This window comes from Paenibacillus aceti (assembly GCF_003614185.1).
Classification (GTDB): Bacteria; Bacillota; Bacilli; order Paenibacillales; family Paenibacillaceae; genus Fontibacillus; species Fontibacillus aceti.
In genome coordinates, this window is sequence record NZ_KZ987724.1 from 1,924,959 (window position 1) to 1,942,048 (window position 17,090).

The following is a 17,090-nucleotide window of genomic DNA, read 5'->3' on the forward strand; positions in this document are numbered from 1 at the left end:
ACCTGATCGTCATTTACGATCAGGTTCGTTATACGACTATTCTACTGCCTCTGCCTTCTGCTTCGCAAGCCACTCGGCCAGATGATCGATATCTTCGTCGCTCAGGCCGTTCTCTTTGGCTGCTGAGTACACTTCAGGCATTCTACCGTTCAAGCCTTCTTTAATAATAGTAAGAATTCCTTCCTGATCATGCTTGTCGCCAACGCCGCGCAGTGACGGTCCGCCAGCCCCCTTCAGATCAGCACCATGACAGCTAACACAAGTCGCCTTCTTATAGAACTCCATCGCCGGATCATCTTTGTCCACAATAGCGACTTCCTGATCCTGAATCGCATTGGTCGTCGGTAAGCCTTTCTCTCGATTTTCCCGAGCCTTCTCCTCACGCTGGATATGCTCCGGCTTAAGGCCGCTGGCCTCAAGCTCATTCTGATAATGAGTCCAGGCGAAATTCGTCAGATAGACTAGCGAGGCGATCGATAATAACATCAATGATGAGGCGATCGGGCGCCTGTAGAATCTTCGCTCTTTGCCACGGTCAAGGAACGGAGCCAGCATCAATGCGCCAAACGCGACCCCCGGAATCCCCAGCGTCCCTAGCGTAATATAATCCCCCGAAGCATACGGATACTTCAAATACTGATAGAGGAATAGAAAATACCAGTCCGGCATCGGAATGACCTGAGCATTCGGGTTAGCCGGATATCCAAGCGGTGCCGGCTCCGCGATCGTCAACACCAGAAACCCGACTAGTACGACAACACCGACCATCCATTCCTTGAGCAGAAAATTCGGTATGAATGCTTCTGATTTTCCCGGGTAAGCCGTGTAGTCGGGAGGTGTAACGAAGCCTTCGCCTTTACGGATACGCGAATCACCGACATATACGACCTTCTCTTTCGATTTATCCTCATGAGCCATGTCAATGCCCCCCTTCCTTCATTTTCATAATGAATTTAATTCAGAATGTGCTGAGCAACGGAATTCTATAGAGGACCTGAGATCCCTTGCTTCCGAATGATCAGGAAATGTCCTACCAGGAGAAGCAGCAGCACAGCCGGAAGGAAGAAGACATGGATCGCGAAGAAGCGGGTCAGCGTCTCGGCGCCGACAATAGTTCCACCCTGCAGCAATTCCTTAATTACAGGTCCCAGCACAGGAACCGAATTGGCGATCTCAAGGGTAACCTTGGTCGCGAAATAGGACTTGTTATCCCATGGCAGCAAATAACCGGTCAAGCCAAGCCCGATCATCACGAAGAAGATGAGCATGCCCACGACCCAGTTCATTTCCCGTGGAGCTTTGTAGGAGCCGGTAAAGAATACTCTTAGTGTATGAAGGAACATCATGACGATAACAAGGCTCGCTCCCCAGTGGTGCATCCCGCGTACGATTTGCCCGAAGGCTACCTGGGTCTGCAAATATTCAACACTGGCATAAGCATTCTTAATATCAGGGACGTAATACATCGTGAGGAACATCCCCGATAAAATCTGGATGATCGTAATGAAAAACGTCAAACCGCCGAAACAATATACAAACGCTGAGAAATGATGCGCCGGATTGACATGCTCCGGTACTTCATGGTCAGCAACATCTCTCCAGATCGGCGTGAAATCGAGACGTTCATCTATCCAGTTATAAACATTCTTAAACATCCGAATCTACGCCTCCTTACTTCACTCTTGTATTAGCGATAATGTCGCCGAGATACACCCAATCATCCTTCACCATCACCTTGTACTCGTCCAGCGGCTTCGATGCGACAGCAAGCTGTTTGCCTTCCCTCGTATAATGAGCCCCATGACATGGACAGTGATATTCATCCGGGAAGTTCTTGTCGCTATTCCAGCCCACTGTGCATCCCAGATGTTTACAAATCGGTGAAAGCGCATAAATTTTACCGCTCTCGTCTTTACGAATCCAAGCCGTTAGCGAAGCGATGCTGGAATACCAGCCGTCTTGCTGCGGCAGTTCAAAATTGAACTCCTGCGGCTCATTCGTTATTTTGCTGACCTCAACCACTTTGATGAAGCTGCCCTCGCCCTTCTTATGCAAAATCGGATCTACGGCAAAACGAACCATCGGAAGCGTCACTCCGCCTACCATGAATGCGGTAGCGCCTCCCAAGGTGTATGTAAGGAATTGTCTTCGTGACATTTCCTTACGGATGGGCGGTTTATGCGACGATTCATGCTCGTCATGCTGATTGCTCATACTGTCTTCAACCCCCTTTTACGCCAATTGATCTTTAATGATCTTTCCTTTTCAATGACAATAATCACATGAATATGTAAGACAGTTTAATAATATATTAGCGTTTTGAGAGCGTCAAGAATTGGACACATATTTTCCAAGGATAAACAGTAGGTTTATATCAAAAGTGTCGATAATTTGTCACAATTATTCTACTCTAGCTTTGCCATAATAGCTGAACCGCTTGTCTAATCTGTTCGGATCCTGTAGACTCCTTATAATCTGGAAAAGCCTGCGCTGTAACGATCACATCCGCATCTTCCAATTGCCCCGCCTCCCACTCTACGTCAGCCGAGACGACGATCACATATTTAAACCCCGATAACTTGGTGTTACGGCATATTTCATTGATAAACGCGGCGATCTCCGCTCTCCCATATTGAACTGACGGATAGGTGACAACCCGGCCTTTGAACGGAATCTCCAGGCAATCCATCAAATCCCGCAGTCGCTCCAATTGTTCCGTCACTTCATAAGGCTGTTCCGACCCGGTAAGCCCGGTGACAGGAATCAGACAGGTATCCAGATAAGGACGCAGCTCTTCCCAAGCCGATGCTTCGATTTCACTAAATTTCATATTTATTCCTCCCCGCTCCCCCTATTATAGTCACATATATGACACATTTGGAAGTGAATCCGCATAAAAAAAGAAATGCCCCATGGCATTTCTTTAATGCTCCAATGTCTTCAGTTCATCCGTAAGAAGTCGGAAGGCCACCTCATCGCCTTTAGCCAGAGCGGAGTCAATTTCACTGTATATTTGCTCCGACCGGTGCTTACGCAGCGCCTCATCCCAGACCATTTCCGCCGCTAAACTGAGCATCGCCTCATAAGCAACCTTCATTTGATCCATAGGATGCACCTCCAATTCATTGTCAAGAGATCCTATATTCTTTACTTTTCACTACATAACGATCCTGTTCCTACTAAAGCATATTCACCAGTCTTGGCCTCGTTTTAAGACGATGGCCCCCATCTCGATTAATATACCCTGGCCTATTCCTTATATAGCTGCCGAACCGCTGTTTTGCCAAATCCCGTGGCCTGGACATACCGTTCCCCTGTCTCATCCTCTCCGATTCGGATCATGCCCAGATGCAGCAGCATCCGGAGCACTCTCTCCTCGAATATCGATTCAGGAGTATCATAGAAGAACGGTGAGATCAGGGGTTCAAGTTGCTGATACAATGACCTCTCACTGATCCAGTCTGCGGCCGAGCAGTTGATCCAATAGATGATCGATAGCAGATTCGGGATCGGTATTCTGTATAGTCTTAACCAGAATGCAACGAACTGCTGCATCGCTTCCCGACGCTCTTCCTTCAGATAGGACAGACCGGATGAAGTCAGTGTTAGACTGTCTCCCTCCTCTTTGACCAACCGGATATGAAAAGCGTAGTCATACAGCAAGGAGAAGCGACTCGGGTAATCCTTAAAACGGCGTCCATAACCAAATCTCCAGCCCTTGCCAACTAATGGCTCGCTAACATGTAGCAGCTCCATAATCTGCATCTGGCTGCGCCGATACATGACTCCCTCTGCATTGAGGGCGACATGATGCCCATTCACATATTCAAGGAATAACAGCAAATCAGCGCTCATCAGCTCCGGTTCTTCCCGGTAGATCACCGGCTCGGATTCAGCCCGCAATATCCCCGATTTAATTCGCTGCTCAAGTATCTCGCGCAGCCTTCGCCGCAGATCATCAGGAACCTCGAACAGATAACGGGTCCTGGGAGTCGCTCCTTGAAACAGCCAGGCACGCTGCCTGAATCTGGAGATGATCTCCCGCGGATTTTCCCGCTCCTGCTCGTCCTTTATTTTACGCGACTGCTTGGCGCAAGCCATAAGATCCTCCAAGCTGAATTGCTTGCGTCCATCGAACAGAAGTGTGTTCAAGAAACGCATATCCTCTGTGCTCATCCCGTCCAGATAATGTTCAATGAAGCCGCGTCGGCCAATCGCTTGCAGAATGGACTGGATCAGCTCATGCTTGGAATTTCCGTTGCATTCGCACTGGTAATGGTTAGCGATCCTGCTGAGCTGTGTAATGTCGGCATAAGTTAACATATCCGCCAGATTCATAGGTTACCGCCTCGCCGTTTTAATACCATTATGGGAATTTTGACGGTAATTATTCCTTTATCCATAAAAAAATCCGGCCCCTTAAGGTCGGATTCTCATTCAAAAGCTATTTCTCTTCGAGATGGCGCGAACAATTGTAGAGACGCATATCCCAATTATGGTCATTCTTCTCTAAGATCGTTAAAGATAAATTGCCGATTCGCTCCGTGCATTTATTCTTATAAAGTGCCGTAAACAGCTGTGCCAGCAGCCCACCGTGAGAGATGACCAGCACATTGCTATCGCTATATTTCTCACCCAGCTCCTTCAGAAAGGACAATGCCCTCTCTTGAATGGCCTCATCTCTCTCCTGACCGAGATCATGTTGATTCCAATCCGCTCCCCAGAGCGTCTCCCTCTCCGCCGCCGTCATTCCTTCCGCCTTGCCGAAGGCCTTCTCCACCAGGCGTGAATCGGGATCATACAGCGGAATCTTCAAGGCATCAGCAATGATAGCTCCCGTCTCTTGAGCGCGTGACAGGCTGCTCGTGATGACGAAATCCCACTTATACTCTTCCTTCAATAGACGCTCGGCCAGCTTATGCGCCTGTCTACGTCCTTCATCATTAAGGGGAATATCGCTCTGCCCCTGAATTCTCCCAATCTTATTCCAATCGGTTAGCCCATGGCGTATCAAACCAACTAGCATAATCAACCTCCCAAGCTAAAATCTCATATCAAAAAGAGAACACTCCTCCCCTGGAAGAAGCGTTCATCTTAAGAGCAATTATCACGCTATCTCTTGGAACGGCGTATGCCTTTCCAGGATACAATGGCAAGCACCATTCCACCCATCGATAAATACATCCAATACTGCGGATAAGTCGGGCCCATCTGCACTACGAACGGGTCTACAACGCCGCGGACCTCGGTCGGCAAACTTATGGAAATATCGTTAGTCTTCTCGCTATCCGTCGCGGCCACCGCAGTCGGCAGCACACCGGTCAAAGGCTCATATTTAGCATCCTTCTCCATTCTGCCGCCCATGACGAACAACAGAGCGCTGCATAGGAACACGACGAGAAAGCAAGCCGCCCATATGGAGACACGCCGGCCAATCCGCTTATGGAAGCCGGGATCACGCCGATCCGGAGCCAGCCATGGCGACTCCGCGTAGATCCTATCCATCACCTTGCGGTTCACTGACTCCGCCTGTTCATCGGAAATATCAATCGACAATCCGTGAACAGCTTCCAGGCTTTCCTGCCAAAAACGATATTCTGCTGCACAAGTCTCACAACCTAAAATATGCCACTCCAGCATTTTTCTCCGGGGGTCTTCCTGCGGAAGATCCGGAAGTAGTGCAAATAATTGCTCCGCCTCTCTACAGTTCATCTGCTTTTCATCCCTTCATAATGCTCATAGACCGGCTCGTAGAAATAGGGTTCAAGCTGACTTTTTACGCTGCTTCGTGCTCGGAATAACAATGATTTCACGGCACTGACGCTCTGACCGAGGATATTGGCGATCTCCTGATAATCCAATTGGTCATACTCACGTAAAATTAGAGCCGATCGCTGCTTTTCCGGAAGGTTATTGATCGCTTCACGCACCAGGCCAACGCGTTCATTTCGCAGAATAGCCTGCTCAGGTACGAGTTCGTGCGGAGCAACCGGTATGTACCCACTCTCCTCCAGCGGAACGTTGCCGCTTCGCTGTTTGCGCAATTCGCTAAGAACTGTATTTCTCGCTATCGTGTAGAGCCAAGTAGAGAAGGAAGCATCCACTTCACGGAAAGAGTGTAAACTTCGAAATGCTTTGTAAAATGTTTCAGAACAAATGTCCTCTGCCATTAATTCTAACTGAGCGCTCTTTAACATGTGATATACAAATGCCAATATCTTCCTTTGATACCTTCGCATCAACTCCGAGTACAACTCGGTATTGCCTTCTTTTATTTCACGAATCATCTGGGAATCCGTCATTTAAGTGCGAACCTCCTCGCCCATCCATGCGCTTATTCCCCGTTCGAGCCTTCTAACATTATTACCGAACAGGAGTAAAAAAGTTGCGGTTGCTTATCAAATTATTAAAAAACATCCATATGATGGCGTCATTATCAATTCATACTGCAATCCTTCAATATTATACCATAGAAGTCAGGAGTATAAAAATATGTCCAAGGGGTGACAGCCTCATAGGGTCGAATGGGATAACACTAACTGTGATCGCAGCATATCTATATTTATAATTCACATACGGAAGAAGGTAATGACATGTCTTCTCCCGGCAAGAACAATAAAACTAAAAATGGCAGCTCCAAAAATAGCAACTCAAAAAATAAGTCTACCAAAACAAAGCAGCAAAAGCCAGGCAGTATTGAAGCTGCTGTGGCCGCGCTGCTGTTAACCGGAAAGTTAAAGGTGGATTCAGTCGAATTGTTCAGGGAAGCATCCGTCGTCATCAGCCTGATCGGCCAATATAAAACCCTCGGCTCCGGCAACGGATCAAACATAGATACGCTGGTCTCATTTTTTCAGAGCAACGGCGATCTCACTTTGAATGACGTGTTTTCTGCCATGAAGAAGATGACGGATTAGCTATTTTTTCGAATATTTTATTTTGAGGTAAAGGGGGCCAGTCCAGAATGGGAGAGTTTGACGGTGAAAAATTTGCTGAGTTCCTTATCTTGGTGATCGTCATCGGGTTGCTGTTCTATGGATCAACGGACATCGCCGATTACATAACCGGTCCAACGCCGGTATAATCAGACTGCGATTGGGCTGGATAACGATAACGGCCCAGAAAGGGCCCAGAAACGACTCAAGAACGGATCAAGAGCATCTTAGGGCTTGAACTCCGTATTGTTCAGAAGCAGCACCTTTGCAGGCGCGGTATGGCCGCTCTGGATTGAGGCGTCGACCAAGTTGATGATGTTTTTGTAGGTTTTCTGGGCACCGAGCACCAGGAACATACGTCCAAGCGTTGTCAATTTCAGAGCTCTGGAGCAGAAGCCTCCAACCGTCATCAACCAGGGAACTGTCGGCGAGGTGTTCGATATCACCACCGTCTCTGACAGTTCTCCTCTGTTCTCCATGAGCTGAAAAGATCCGTAAATGCCGGGAATGACCGCCTTGGAGGAGCCACGTCCAACACTGAAGACATCATTGCCCTGATCGTCTTTACCATGATGGATCAATTTCCCATGATCATTAGAGGTCAGCTTATCGAATAAATACGAATTTAAAATTTCTTCCTTAAGGGGCTTGCGATCTCTGGGCAATCGGTTCAAATGATACGCCGCCGCCAAAGCTGAAGTATGCGTCCCGCCATAACAGTTGTAAATATATATCATTTTCCTATCCCTTTCTTGGCTAGTTGTTAAAGTCAATTTGTCCTGTTCCATGCCAAGATATACTTCGCGCCCCTGGTTAAAATGCATGATTTGGAAAATTTGTTGGACATCTGTAATGAAAGCGCTAAAAAAGTGTTGACAGAATGAAAACGGATACATTATAATAAACGTACAGTATGGTTTCTCTCCACTCCTATCCAATATCATTTGCTCGTTGATGAGCATACGTCACTTCAATACGAAGTGGCGTTTTTTTATGTATTTGGAGCCTTGGGCTAGGATGTTTTTTAGAAATTACTGGGATGACGGACTTTTAGGCTGTTGAAAAGTTCTGGGAGGTCCTTCAGAGTTCTAACGAAACTCCATGTCGCTATTTCCACGAAATCAGCGTCCACTCAACTCTAACGAAACACCATATCGTTATTTGGGTAAAAACCTGCATTTTTGCCCCTGATCTGTCCCAGTAGCGCTACCCCGTTTCGTTACAGTTTAGAGCAGCTTAGATTAGTCTCTGTGTTGCGCTCTCAAAGTCTCATATTTTTATCAAAGCCTGCAGGGATTCGCAGAAATTTTCTCACAATGGGCGGTTTTTCAGGACTAAATACCTGCATTTTTGCAACTTTGCTGGAGGCAGTTCGAGCGAGGATGCCGCGCTGGTTGTAATTGCTAATACGCAAAAAGCAGGGCCAAGATGGCCCTGCTGCTGACTAGATCACGGTTAGACATAAACTAGATAGCCCATCGATTGCAGATGCTCCTTGGCGCGCTCCATCGCACTCTCCTGACGGAAGGATAGATGCAGCAAGCCCGGTACATCCTCACGGCTCTCGACGATCTGAATATTGCTAATGTTGATATTCTGCTGACCCAGCTCGGTAGTAATCTGCCCGATAATCCCCGGATGGTCAGGAACATCGATATACAGCTCGAACAACGACGAAATGACACCCTTACGCCGTTCAGGAAGCTCGCTGCGGAACTGGTTCGCCTTGACGAAGGAATCGACGATGCCGTCCCCATTCCGCTCCTCCAGCATGGAGATGAAGCTGCCGATTTCGTCATTCCAATCGTTGAGCAGAGACAGGACAACATCGCGATTGCTGAGCAGAATATCCCGCCATATAATCGGATCACTGGAAGCGATCCGGGTGATGTCGCGGAAGCCACCGGCAGCAAGCGTGCGGTACAAGCCATTATCAGCGTTATAATCGCAAACCTGATTTACAAGCGCCACAGCAATAATATGTGGCAGATGGCTGATCGCTCCCACGATCTCATCATGCTGCACCGGATCAACACGAACGACTTGAGCTCGCGTCAATTGGAGCAGCTCCTCAAGTCGGGTATAAGCCTCCTCGGGAACGCCAGGCGCCGGAGTGAGTACATAGTAAGCATTCTCGAACAACAGTGTAGAAGCAGCCTCTACGCCGGATCTCTCGGAGCCAGCCATAGGATGCCCCCCGATGAAATAGACATCCGGGCGAGACAGGCTCGCGGCAGCCGCTGCGATCGAGGCCTTCGTACTGCCGACATCGGTAATAATACAGCCCGGCTTGAGCGGCAGCTGATACAGCTTCTCCAGATACTCTTCCAGATTGCCTACAGGCACACACAGGAATATGAAGTCGGCATCTCTCACCGCTTCTTCCATTGACAGAGTCGCGGCATCCACGACGCCGCGCTCCAACATCACTTCCAATGATTTAGTACGAGGGCTATGGCCGACGACTTTAAGCCCTGGCTTGCCGCGAAAGCAAAGAGCCAGGGAGCCGCCGATCAGCCCTACCCCAAAAATTGCAATTTTTGTAGTCATAAATCTCCACTCAATTTCTGCTAAGTATAGTTAGACACGAGCCTTGCGCTGCTGGAGCGCCTGCTCCAGAGCCGAAATAAACTTCTTGTTCTGGCTCTCCGAGCCTACCGTAACCCGAATCGAGTTTGGGTATTTGGAGAAACCAGCGCGCACAATGACGCCTAGCTTAAGCAACTCCTCGAACATTTCCTGTGCCGGAGCCTGCACATCCACCATAATAAAATTGCCATGGGCCGGGAAATAAGTCAGATTCAGGCGCTCAAACTCGCCGTTCAGATACTTAATTCCCTTCGCATTCTTCTCTCGGCAATCTGCGACAAAGTCATGATCGGCGATTGAGGCTCTCGCTGCCGCCTGTCCAATCCGTGAGGTATTGAATGGCTCACGCACCTGGTTGATCAGCTTGATCACGGCCGGTTGGCCCACTCCATAGCCGATCCGCAAGGAGGCCAGGCCAAAGATTTTGGAGAAGGTACGCAGCACGATCAGATTCGGATATTTATCGAGCAGACGGATACCGTTAGCATAGGACGGATCGGTCACAAACTCGGCATAGGCCTCGTCAAGCACCACTAATACTTGACCCGGAATACGGTCCAGAAACGCAGTCAATTCCGCCTCGGATACGATCGTACCTGTCGGATTGTTCGGATTACAGATCCAGACCGCCTTCGTCCGGTCCGTAACCGCATCAAGCATCGCGTCAAGATCATGGGTCCCATCGCGCAGAGGAACCTCGATACTGACCGCGCCTTCAATATCAGCATTGCTCTTATAGACCGAGAAGGTCTGGTCAGCCATGACCGTCTCGTCTCCCGGAAGGAAGAAAGCTCTGGCGATCAGAGCGATAATCTCATCCGACCCGCAGCCAAATATAATTTGATCTTGGTTCACGCCCAGATAACCGGCCAACTCCTCGGTTAATTCCACCGCGCTTCCGTCAGGATAAATGCTGAGATTGGCAAGCTCAGCTTCTATCGCTGCGCGAACGCGAGGGGAGCATCCATATGGATTCTCATTCGATGCAAGCTTGACCACTTCAGTAAGGCCAAGCTCCCGCTTGACTGCCTCAATCGGTTTACCAGGCTGATAGACCGGGAGGTTCACGATTTGCGGTTTAGGCAGCATACATATTCTCCTCCTTCGTGCAAATAAATTACACTCTTAATTGTGCCACAAAGTCACGAATTTGCAACAAGCCCTGTTCCTTGGAAGCTTCATTCTGCAAGAGCGACAACGACTCTTCAATCTTGCGGACGATGGCGCTGCCTACGACCACCCCATCACAGAAGCCTGCGAAGTGCTCGACCTGCTGCCGACTGCAGATCCCGAAGCCTACGGCGACAGGAAGAGAGGTTCCCGCCTTCACGGTCTTAATGAAATCATCTACCTCCTGGGCAAAAGAAGCGCGCTCCCCTGTAACTCCAATGGAGGATACACAATATATAAAGCCACGAGCACGGGCTAAAATTTGATGAATTCGCTCTCTGGAGGTCGGGGCTACAAGCGGGACGAGATGAATATTAGCCTCATCGGCCTGCCGCAATACCTCTTCCGACTCCTCATAGGGCAAATCTGGGATGATGAGTCCGCTTATTCCCGCTTCCTTCACCAATCGGAAGAATCGTTCAAGCCCGGTCTGTAGAACCGGATTATAGTAAGTGAACAGGACGATCGGCATTTGCAAGCCTTGCTCGCGGGCTAAGCGAGCTGTCTCAATACAGGTCTCGATCGTCACCCGGTGAACAAGCGCACGCTCCGATGCGCGCTGGATGACCGGACCGTCAGCCAGCGGATCAGAATACGGAACGCCTAATTCGACGATATCAGCGCCGGCCTGCTCAGCCATTCTTAGTATATCCAATGTCGTCTCCATATCTGGATCGCCAGCCGTGATGAAGGGCATCAGCGCGGTTCTGCCTTCCTGGTGAAGCCTGGCGAAGGTCTGATCCAGCAGATTCATTTCCGTTGCACTCATCACGCTTCTCTCCCTTCTGTGTAGGCCATAATCGATTCAACATCTTTATCTCCACGTCCGGATAAGCAGATCACTATAATCTGCTCTCTGCTCATTTCAGGCGCCATCTTCATCACTTGGGCGACGGCATGGGCAGATTCCAGCGCCGGTATAATTCCTTCGGTCCTGCTGAGAAGCTGCAGAGCATCTAAGGCCTCTTTATCGGTAATCGGGTAATAGCTCGCACGCTTGATATCCTTCAAATAGGAATGCTCTGGTCCAATGCCCGGGTAATCAAGACCGGCTGAAATTGAATGTGCCGGCTGAACCTGTCCATGCTCATCTTGCAGCAAATAGCTGAGTGAGCCTTGGAATACCCCCTTGCTGCCCTTCGTCATCGTCGCTGCATGAAATTCAGTATCAACGCCAAGGCCTGCCGCTTCAGCGCCCACAAACTGCACAGACGTATCCTCGATGAACGGGTAGAACATACCGATGGCATTGCTGCCCCCGCCAACCGCTGCGACCAGCATATCAGGCAACCGCCCCTCGGCCTCCATGATCTGACGGCGGGTCTCATCGCCGATAATCCGCTGGAAGTTGCGGACCATCATCGGATATGGATGCGGTCCAGTGGCTGAGCCGAGAATGTAGAACGTATCCTCGACCTGACTGACCCAGTAGCGCAGCGCTTCATTACAGGCATCCTTCAGTGTACGGGTGCCAGATAAAACAGGGATCACTTCCGCTCCCAGCAGCTTCATGCGGAACACATTGAGCTGCTGGCGCTTCGTATCCTCCTCACCCATGAATACCTTACACTCCAGCCCCAGCAAGGCAGCGACCGTAGCGGTAGCCACCCCGTGCTGACCGGCGCCCGTCTCGGCGATCACCTTTTTCTTGCCCATGCGCTTGGCGAGGAGCCCTTGACCGATCGCATTGTTGATTTTATGAGCACCGGTATGATTCAGATCCTCACGCTTGAGATAGATTTTGGCACCACCCAGTGTCTCCGTCAGCCGTTCGGCATAATATAGCGGGGTCTCCCGGCCTGAATACTGCTTCAGCAGGTAAGCGATCTCCGCTTGAAAATCCGGATCATCCTTGAATTTCTTATAGGATTCCTCCAGCTCGATTAATGCGTTCATTAATGTTTCTGGGACATAACGGCCACCGAATGGACCAAATCTTCCATGTTCATCAGGTACTTGTGCCATCTTCCCCTTCACCCTCTCCACAAATGCTGTTATTTTATTTAAATCCTTGACGCCGTCCGTCTCCACACCGCTCGATACATCCACACCGTCCGGATTCATCTTCATGATCAGTTCTGCAACATTATCTGTATGAAGTCCTCCGGCGATCCAGCAAGGAATACCCTGCTCTCTCGCCCATAATTGATAAGGCAACGCCTTCTCCCAAGTGAAGGTCACCCCCGACCCACCCCCATACACCGGGTCATATGTGTCCAGCAGAACGCCCCTCACGACGCCTGCATAATCTTCAATATTCATTCCCCCATGCAGTGTTCCGTTCTCCTGCACCGAGAATGCTTTAATCACCTGAACGCCAAGCCGACTACCAGCCTCCCGGCAGAATTCCGGACTCTCGGCGCCATGTAGCTGAATGATGTCGAGACCGACCCTTGAAGTGATCTCGGCTAACTCCGACATCTCCGGGTTTACGAATACACCGACACTTTTCGGGGCTCTAGCTGACTTCCATTCCCGTAACACTTTTACCAGCTCGGAAGCCTGATCTGCATTGACTTGACGCTTGCTTCTGGCGAATACAAATCCGACATAGTCCAGCGGTAAACGTATCATAGATTTTAGCACTTCAACGGATTGAAGTCCACAAATTTTTATCGTTGTTTCAGCCATGTTCATACCTATCCCTTCCAAAGGCAGCCGGAACTTCAATTTGCTCTGCTGCCCCCAGCAGCTCGTTCACAGCTTCGTCCACCTGTGCCTGCCTCATAAAAGTCTCACCAATAAGCAGCCCCTTCGCACCAGCCCGGGCCAAGTATTGCACATCCTCGCGGGTACGGATTCCGCTCTCGCTAATCAGCGTCACTTCCGGCGGCACCATCGAGGATAATTGGGCTGTCGTCTCCAGCCGCGTCTCAAAGCTGTGCAAATTACGATTATTAATCCCGATCAAGCCTGTATTACCCAGCGCTAGAGCCCGTTCCATTTCTGCCCGGTCATGAACCTCAAGCAGGACATCCAGGGTGAGCGATGCCGCAGTCCGCATAAACTTGCGCAGCTGCGCATCATCAAGGATAGCGGCGATTAATAGAATCGCATCGGCTCCCAGCAATCTGGCCTCATAAATCTGCAGCTCATCGATGATGAAATCCTTCCGCAGTAGCGGAAGTTTGACGTTATCACGGATCTGCTGCAGATAAGAGCCGCTCCCCTGGAAATAGAGCTCATCGGTTAATACCGAGATGCAATCAGCAGCAGCGAGCTCATAGCGTCTGGCAATCTCCACCGGATTGAAATCAGGCCGGATCAGGCCCTTGGATGGCGAAGCCTTCTTGACCTCGGCAATTAACCCTAATTCACGTCTGCGTCCCGTACTGAGCGCCTGCTGGAATCCCCGGGTCGGTGGAAGCAGAGCGATTTGCCGCTCCGCCTCTCCATAAGTCAGCCGCTCTGCTAATTTCTGTACTTCCTGCTTCTTCGTCTCCACGATTCTATCAAGATACATAGCTCAGATCCTCCGTCGTATGAATAAGCTGCTCCAGCTTGCTGTAAGCTTTGCCCGAATCGATGGATTCCGCGGCGATAGCTACCCCCTCACGGATGCTGTCAGCAAGCCCCGACACATATATACAAGCTCCGGCGTTCGCCAGGACAACATCGCGATAGGCTCCCTTCTCGCCCTGGAGCACCCGTGAGATGATCTCAGCATTCGCAGCCGGGTCTCCTCCCATCATCTCATTTAGCGGATAAGCCCTTAAGCCGATATCGCTCGGCTGAATCTCATACGTCTGCACTTCTCCGTCTTTCAGCTCGGAGATCAGAGTCGGTGATGAGATACTGATCTCATCCAGCCCTTCCCGGCTCGTGACAACTAACGCGCGCTTGGACCCCAATTCACGAAGCACGCTGGCGATGGTGTGTGTCTTGTCGGCATCATAGATGCCGAGCACCTGCCGATCTGCCCCCGCCGGATTCGTCAGCGGGCCGAGCATATTGAATACCGTCCGTACTCCCAGCTCTTTACGCGGCCCTGCCGCATATTTCATCGATGGATGATATATCTGCGCGAACAGGAAGCAGATTCCGATCTGGTCCAGACAGCGTTTCGCTTGCTCTGCATCCAGATGGATATTCACCCCTAGCGCTTCCAGCACATCTGCACTACCGGCCCGACCGGAAGCAGAGCGGTTGCCATGTTTGGCTACCCTGACCGATACCGAGGCGGCTACGATCGCCGATGTCGTCGATATATTAAACTTATGAATGCCGGAGCCGCCGGTGCCGCAAGTATCCAGCAGCCGCGTCGTCTCTGTATACATCCGGTTGCCCTGCGAACGCATCGCTTCGGCGAAGCCGGTAATTTCATCGATCGTCTCGCCCTTGATTCTCAAGGCGGTCAGCAGACCCCCAATCTGCGCCGGGGTCGATTGGCCATTCATGATCACTTTCATGACATCTCTGGCCTCCTGCCGAGCCAAATGCTGTCCTGCAATCACCCGCTGCAGCCCGGTCTGTACAATACGTTGTCCGTCCATCTGCTCTACTCCCTTCTCGCCCCAGCAGGCATATATTCGTATAAATAGTCCTGGTTGATCACCGCTTCATCCTCCGCCTGTGACGGGAACATCTGCTCCGCGATCCGAATCGCTGTTAACAAGGCCTTCGCCTTATTGACCGATTCCTGATACTCCATCTCCGGTATAGAGTCCCATACGATCCCACCCCCAGCCTGAACATAGGCCTTACCATCCTTGAAGACGATCGTCCGGATGGTGATGCAAGAGTCCATGTTGCCGGTGAACCCGAGATAGCCAATAGCTCCGGCATAGGTCCCTCTAGCCTGATTCTCCAGCTCAGCGATAATTTCCATCGCCCTTAGCTTCGGCGCTCCGGATACCGTTCCCGCCGGCATGCAGGACAGGAAGGCGTCGAAGAAATCTTTGTCGCTTCGCATTTTGCCAGATACTTTGGAAACCATATGCATGATATGCGAATAGCGCTCGATATTCATGTAGGACTCACATTTGACGCTGCCGAACTCCGAGACTCTTCCCAGATCATTACGACCCAGATCGACCAGCATCAGATGCTCAGCTCTCTCCTTCTCATCCTGAAGCAGCTCCGCCTCTAACAGCAAATCCTCTGCCGCATTCGCTCCGCGCGGTCTGGAACCGGCGATCGGCCTCGTCTCCACGCGATCCCCCACCACCTTCACCAGAACCTCCGGCGAAGTACCGACGATGATCGCATCATCCATTTTCAGATAATACATATAGGGCGATGGATTCAGCGTTCTTAGAACTCGGTACACATGGAGCGGATCGACCGCTGTCTCAATATGGAACCGCTGCGATAGGACGACCTGGAAAATATCGCCGGCACGGATATAATCCTTGCCTTTCTCCACATTCGCTATGAACTGCTCCTTGGTCAGATTAGAGCGAACATCGCCCAGCTCCACCTGCGCCGGTATCGGCTGACGGTTGAATTTCTCTACCGGTCCCTCTTCCTGAAGGAAGGCTGCTGCTTCATCAAGCTTCGATTCGGCCACTTGATACGCTCTTCTAATATCCTCCTCCAGATCGCCGTCCTTGATATGCACATTGGCAATCAGCAGCATCCGCTGCTTCACATGGTCAAAGACGATAATCTGATCACAGAACATAAATTGCAGATCATTCATGTTCAAGTCATCGACCCGATGCTCCGGCAGCCTCTCATAATATTGCAGCAGATCATATCCGAAGAAGCCGATCGCTCCGCCTGTAAAAGGCGGCAGTTCAGGCAACATCGGGCTGCGATAGCCCCTAAGGATCGAGCGAAGCTCTTCCACAGGCTTTTGTGACTGTTTCGTTTCCTTGACGCCCCCACGCTCTATAACAAGCTTTCCTTTCTTGGCGGTAATCATCATAAACGGGTCTTTCCCGATAAATGAATAGCGCGCCCAATTCACACCACCCTCTACACTTTCTAGCAAAAATGCCCGTTCCCGTTCAGCAATCCGCCGAAAAATACGAATAGGCGACTCCGTATCCGCCAACAATGTACGCACGATCGGAATCAAATTATGGTCTTTCGCCAGTACGATTACCTGCTCAACCTGTGGGGTTGTCATGCTCGATCACTTCCTTCTTCTCAACATTTAACTGCCTCTATGGACAACAAAAAAACCTCTACCGAAGTAGAGGTTACGTAAGATTTGCAGTATGAAGTCATAACTGTCCCAATAAACAAGCCAATAGGTGCAGACAGGAAACGAATCCTGGGAGACAGCATACCTCAAATAACAGGCTACCCTTGGAAACAGTGAATACACCTGTCCCCCGCCCATAGATCCCCTATAGATTTATCCTCTGTACTACCTAACTATCCTGGCTTGACTCATTGAACCAGACTATTCTCTCAGCTCAAACTCAGCTCTGCTCATCTCAACTCTAC

General features: G+C 50.2%; 18 protein-coding genes and 1 pseudogene. 1 reads left to right on the forward strand and 18 read right to left on the reverse strand.

The window, feature by feature from the left end; genetic code table 11:
• Positions 1-36: 36 nt before the first annotated feature.
• The 9 genes from BFJ94_RS08455 to BFJ94_RS08495 all read right to left on the reverse strand — a co-directional run bounded on the left by BFJ94_RS08455 (position 37) and on the right by BFJ94_RS08495 (position 6,302).
• The gene (locus BFJ94_RS08455) at positions 37-918 is read right to left on the reverse strand and encodes a menaquinol-cytochrome c reductase cytochrome b/c subunit (protein WP_120462265.1); all 882 of its coding nucleotides are present in this window, start codon (positions 916-918) and stop codon (positions 37-39) included.
• Between the two features lie 65 nt (positions 919-983).
• Positions 984-1,655: a menaquinol-cytochrome c reductase cytochrome b subunit gene (gene qcrB / locus BFJ94_RS08460; protein WP_120462266.1), complete on the reverse strand. Its 672-nt coding sequence runs from the start codon at positions 1,653-1,655 to the stop codon at positions 984-986.
• Between the two features lie 16 nt (positions 1,656-1,671).
• Positions 1,672-2,214, reverse strand: a complete 543-nt coding sequence (locus BFJ94_RS08465) for a Rieske (2Fe-2S) protein (protein ID WP_120462267.1) — start codon at positions 2,212-2,214, stop codon at positions 1,672-1,674.
• Between the two features lie 196 nt (positions 2,215-2,410).
• Positions 2,411-2,830: a DUF2487 family protein gene (locus BFJ94_RS08470; protein WP_120462268.1), complete on the reverse strand. Its 420-nt coding sequence runs from the start codon at positions 2,828-2,830 to the stop codon at positions 2,411-2,413.
• A 93-nt stretch (positions 2,831-2,923) separates the two neighbouring features.
• Entirely contained in the window at positions 2,924-3,106 is a 183-nt protein-coding gene (locus tag BFJ94_RS08475; RefSeq protein ID WP_120462269.1) for an IDEAL domain-containing protein, read from the reverse strand.
• Between the two features lie 143 nt (positions 3,107-3,249).
• Positions 3,250-4,338, reverse strand: a complete 1,089-nt coding sequence (locus BFJ94_RS08480; protein WP_120462270.1) for a hypothetical protein — start codon at positions 4,336-4,338, stop codon at positions 3,250-3,252.
• A gap of 106 nt (positions 4,339-4,444) precedes the next feature.
• On the reverse strand, positions 4,445-5,026 hold the full coding sequence (locus BFJ94_RS08485; protein ID WP_120462271.1) for a histidine phosphatase family protein: 582 nt from the start codon (positions 5,024-5,026) through the stop codon (positions 4,445-4,447).
• Between the two features lie 86 nt (positions 5,027-5,112).
• Entirely contained in the window at positions 5,113-5,712 is a 600-nt protein-coding gene (locus tag BFJ94_RS08490; RefSeq protein WP_120462272.1) for an anti-sigma factor, read from the reverse strand.
• Entirely contained in the window at positions 5,709-6,302 is a 594-nt protein-coding gene (locus BFJ94_RS08495) for an RNA polymerase sigma factor (protein WP_120462273.1), read from the reverse strand. The genes BFJ94_RS08490 and BFJ94_RS08495 overlap by 4 nt, the downstream gene beginning before the upstream one ends.
• 291 nt (positions 6,303-6,593) lie before the next feature.
• Here BFJ94_RS08495 and BFJ94_RS08500 point away from each other — a divergent pair, with 291 nt between their 5' ends.
• Positions 6,594-6,917: a hypothetical protein gene (locus BFJ94_RS08500; RefSeq protein ID WP_120462274.1), complete on the forward strand. Its 324-nt coding sequence runs from the start codon at positions 6,594-6,596 to the stop codon at positions 6,915-6,917.
• 245 nt (positions 6,918-7,162) lie between these two features.
• On the opposite strand, the gene BFJ94_RS08505 is transcribed toward BFJ94_RS08500, so the two are convergent.
• The 9 genes and pseudogenes from BFJ94_RS08505 to trpE form a co-directional block, all read right to left on the reverse strand.
• On the reverse strand, positions 7,163-7,672 hold the full coding sequence (locus BFJ94_RS08505) for a DUF3189 family protein (RefSeq protein ID WP_120462275.1): 510 nt from the start codon (positions 7,670-7,672) through the stop codon (positions 7,163-7,165).
• A gap of 718 nt (positions 7,673-8,390) precedes the next feature.
• Positions 8,391-9,485: a prephenate dehydrogenase gene (locus BFJ94_RS08510; RefSeq protein WP_120462276.1), complete on the reverse strand. Its 1,095-nt coding sequence runs from the start codon at positions 9,483-9,485 to the stop codon at positions 8,391-8,393.
• Positions 9,486-9,515: 30 nt separating this feature from the next.
• The gene (gene hisC / locus BFJ94_RS08515) at positions 9,516-10,613 is read right to left on the reverse strand and encodes a histidinol-phosphate transaminase (RefSeq protein ID WP_120462277.1); all 1,098 of its coding nucleotides are present in this window, start codon (positions 10,611-10,613) and stop codon (positions 9,516-9,518) included.
• A 28-nt stretch (positions 10,614-10,641) separates the two neighbouring features.
• On the reverse strand, positions 10,642-11,448 hold the full coding sequence (gene trpA / locus BFJ94_RS08520) for a tryptophan synthase subunit alpha (RefSeq protein WP_120465155.1): 807 nt from the start codon (positions 11,446-11,448) through the stop codon (positions 10,642-10,644).
• A 14-nt stretch (positions 11,449-11,462) separates the two neighbouring features.
• On the reverse strand, positions 11,463-12,659 hold the full coding sequence (gene trpB, locus BFJ94_RS25805; protein ID WP_229717072.1) for a tryptophan synthase subunit beta: 1,197 nt from the start codon (positions 12,657-12,659) through the stop codon (positions 11,463-11,465).
• 27 nt (positions 12,660-12,686) lie between these two features.
• A pseudogene (locus BFJ94_RS25810) lies at positions 12,687-13,331 on the reverse strand (phosphoribosylanthranilate isomerase); the annotation flags it as partial.
• Positions 13,318-14,157 (reverse strand): indole-3-glycerol phosphate synthase TrpC, encoded by an 840-nt coding sequence (gene trpC, locus BFJ94_RS08530; protein WP_120462278.1) that lies wholly within the window; start codon positions 14,155-14,157, stop codon positions 13,318-13,320. The pseudogene BFJ94_RS25810 and the gene trpC, both read right to left, overlap by 14 nt.
• A complete protein-coding gene (gene trpD, locus BFJ94_RS08535; protein WP_120462279.1) occupies positions 14,147-15,187 on the reverse strand; it encodes an anthranilate phosphoribosyltransferase in 1,041 nt (346 codons plus the stop codon). The genes trpC and trpD overlap by 11 nt, the downstream gene beginning before the upstream one ends.
• Before the next feature lie 5 nt (positions 15,188-15,192).
• Entirely contained in the window at positions 15,193-16,767 is a 1,575-nt protein-coding gene (trpE, locus tag BFJ94_RS08540) for an anthranilate synthase component I (protein WP_120462280.1), read from the reverse strand.
• Between the last annotated feature and the right edge of the window lie 323 nt (positions 16,768-17,090).

Excerpts from the sequence above, each read along its gene's own strand:
- BFJ94_RS08485 (WP_120462271.1), bottom strand. The coding sequence starts at position 5,026 with ATGCTAGTTGGTTTGATACGCCATGGGCTAACCGATTGGAATAAGATT.
- hisC (WP_120462277.1), bottom strand. The coding sequence starts at position 10,613 with ATGCTGCCTAAACCGCAAATCGTGAACCTCCCGGTCTATCAGCCTGGT.
- BFJ94_RS08465 (WP_120462267.1), bottom strand. The coding sequence starts at position 2,214 with ATGAGCAATCAGCATGACGAGCATGAATCGTCGCATAAACCGCCCATC.
- trpD (WP_120462279.1), bottom strand. The coding sequence starts at position 15,187 with ATGGACGGACAACGTATTGTACAGACCGGGCTGCAGCGGGTGATTGCA.
- qcrB (WP_120462266.1), bottom strand. The coding sequence starts at position 1,655 with ATGTTTAAGAATGTTTATAACTGGATAGATGAACGTCTCGATTTCACG.
- BFJ94_RS08500 (WP_120462274.1), top strand. The coding sequence starts at position 6,594 with ATGTCTTCTCCCGGCAAGAACAATAAAACTAAAAATGGCAGCTCCAAA.
- BFJ94_RS08480 (WP_120462270.1), bottom strand. The coding sequence starts at position 4,338 with ATGAATCTGGCGGATATGTTAACTTATGCCGACATTACACAGCTCAGC.
- BFJ94_RS08495 (WP_120462273.1), bottom strand. The coding sequence starts at position 6,302 with ATGACGGATTCCCAGATGATTCGTGAAATAAAAGAAGGCAATACCGAG.
- BFJ94_RS08505 (WP_120462275.1), bottom strand. The coding sequence starts at position 7,672 with ATGATATATATTTACAACTGTTATGGCGGGACGCATACTTCAGCTTTG.
- BFJ94_RS08510 (WP_120462276.1), bottom strand. The coding sequence starts at position 9,485 with ATGACTACAAAAATTGCAATTTTTGGGGTAGGGCTGATCGGCGGCTCC.
- BFJ94_RS08490 (WP_120462272.1), bottom strand. The coding sequence starts at position 5,712 with ATGAACTGTAGAGAGGCGGAGCAATTATTTGCACTACTTCCGGATCTT.
- trpE (WP_120462280.1), bottom strand. The coding sequence starts at position 16,767 with ATGACAACCCCACAGGTTGAGCAGGTAATCGTACTGGCGAAAGACCAT.
- BFJ94_RS08470 (WP_120462268.1), bottom strand. The coding sequence starts at position 2,830 with ATGAAATTTAGTGAAATCGAAGCATCGGCTTGGGAAGAGCTGCGTCCT.
- trpB (WP_229717072.1), bottom strand. The coding sequence starts at position 12,659 with ATGGCACAAGTACCTGATGAACATGGAAGATTTGGTCCATTCGGTGGC.
- BFJ94_RS08475 (WP_120462269.1), bottom strand. The coding sequence starts at position 3,106 with ATGGATCAAATGAAGGTTGCTTATGAGGCGATGCTCAGTTTAGCGGCG.
- trpA (WP_120465155.1), bottom strand. The coding sequence starts at position 11,448 with ATGAATCTGCTGGATCAGACCTTCGCCAGGCTTCACCAGGAAGGCAGA.
- BFJ94_RS08455 (WP_120462265.1), bottom strand. The coding sequence starts at position 918 with ATGGCTCATGAGGATAAATCGAAAGAGAAGGTCGTATATGTCGGTGAT.
- trpC (WP_120462278.1), bottom strand. The coding sequence starts at position 14,157 with ATGTATCTTGATAGAATCGTGGAGACGAAGAAGCAGGAAGTACAGAAA.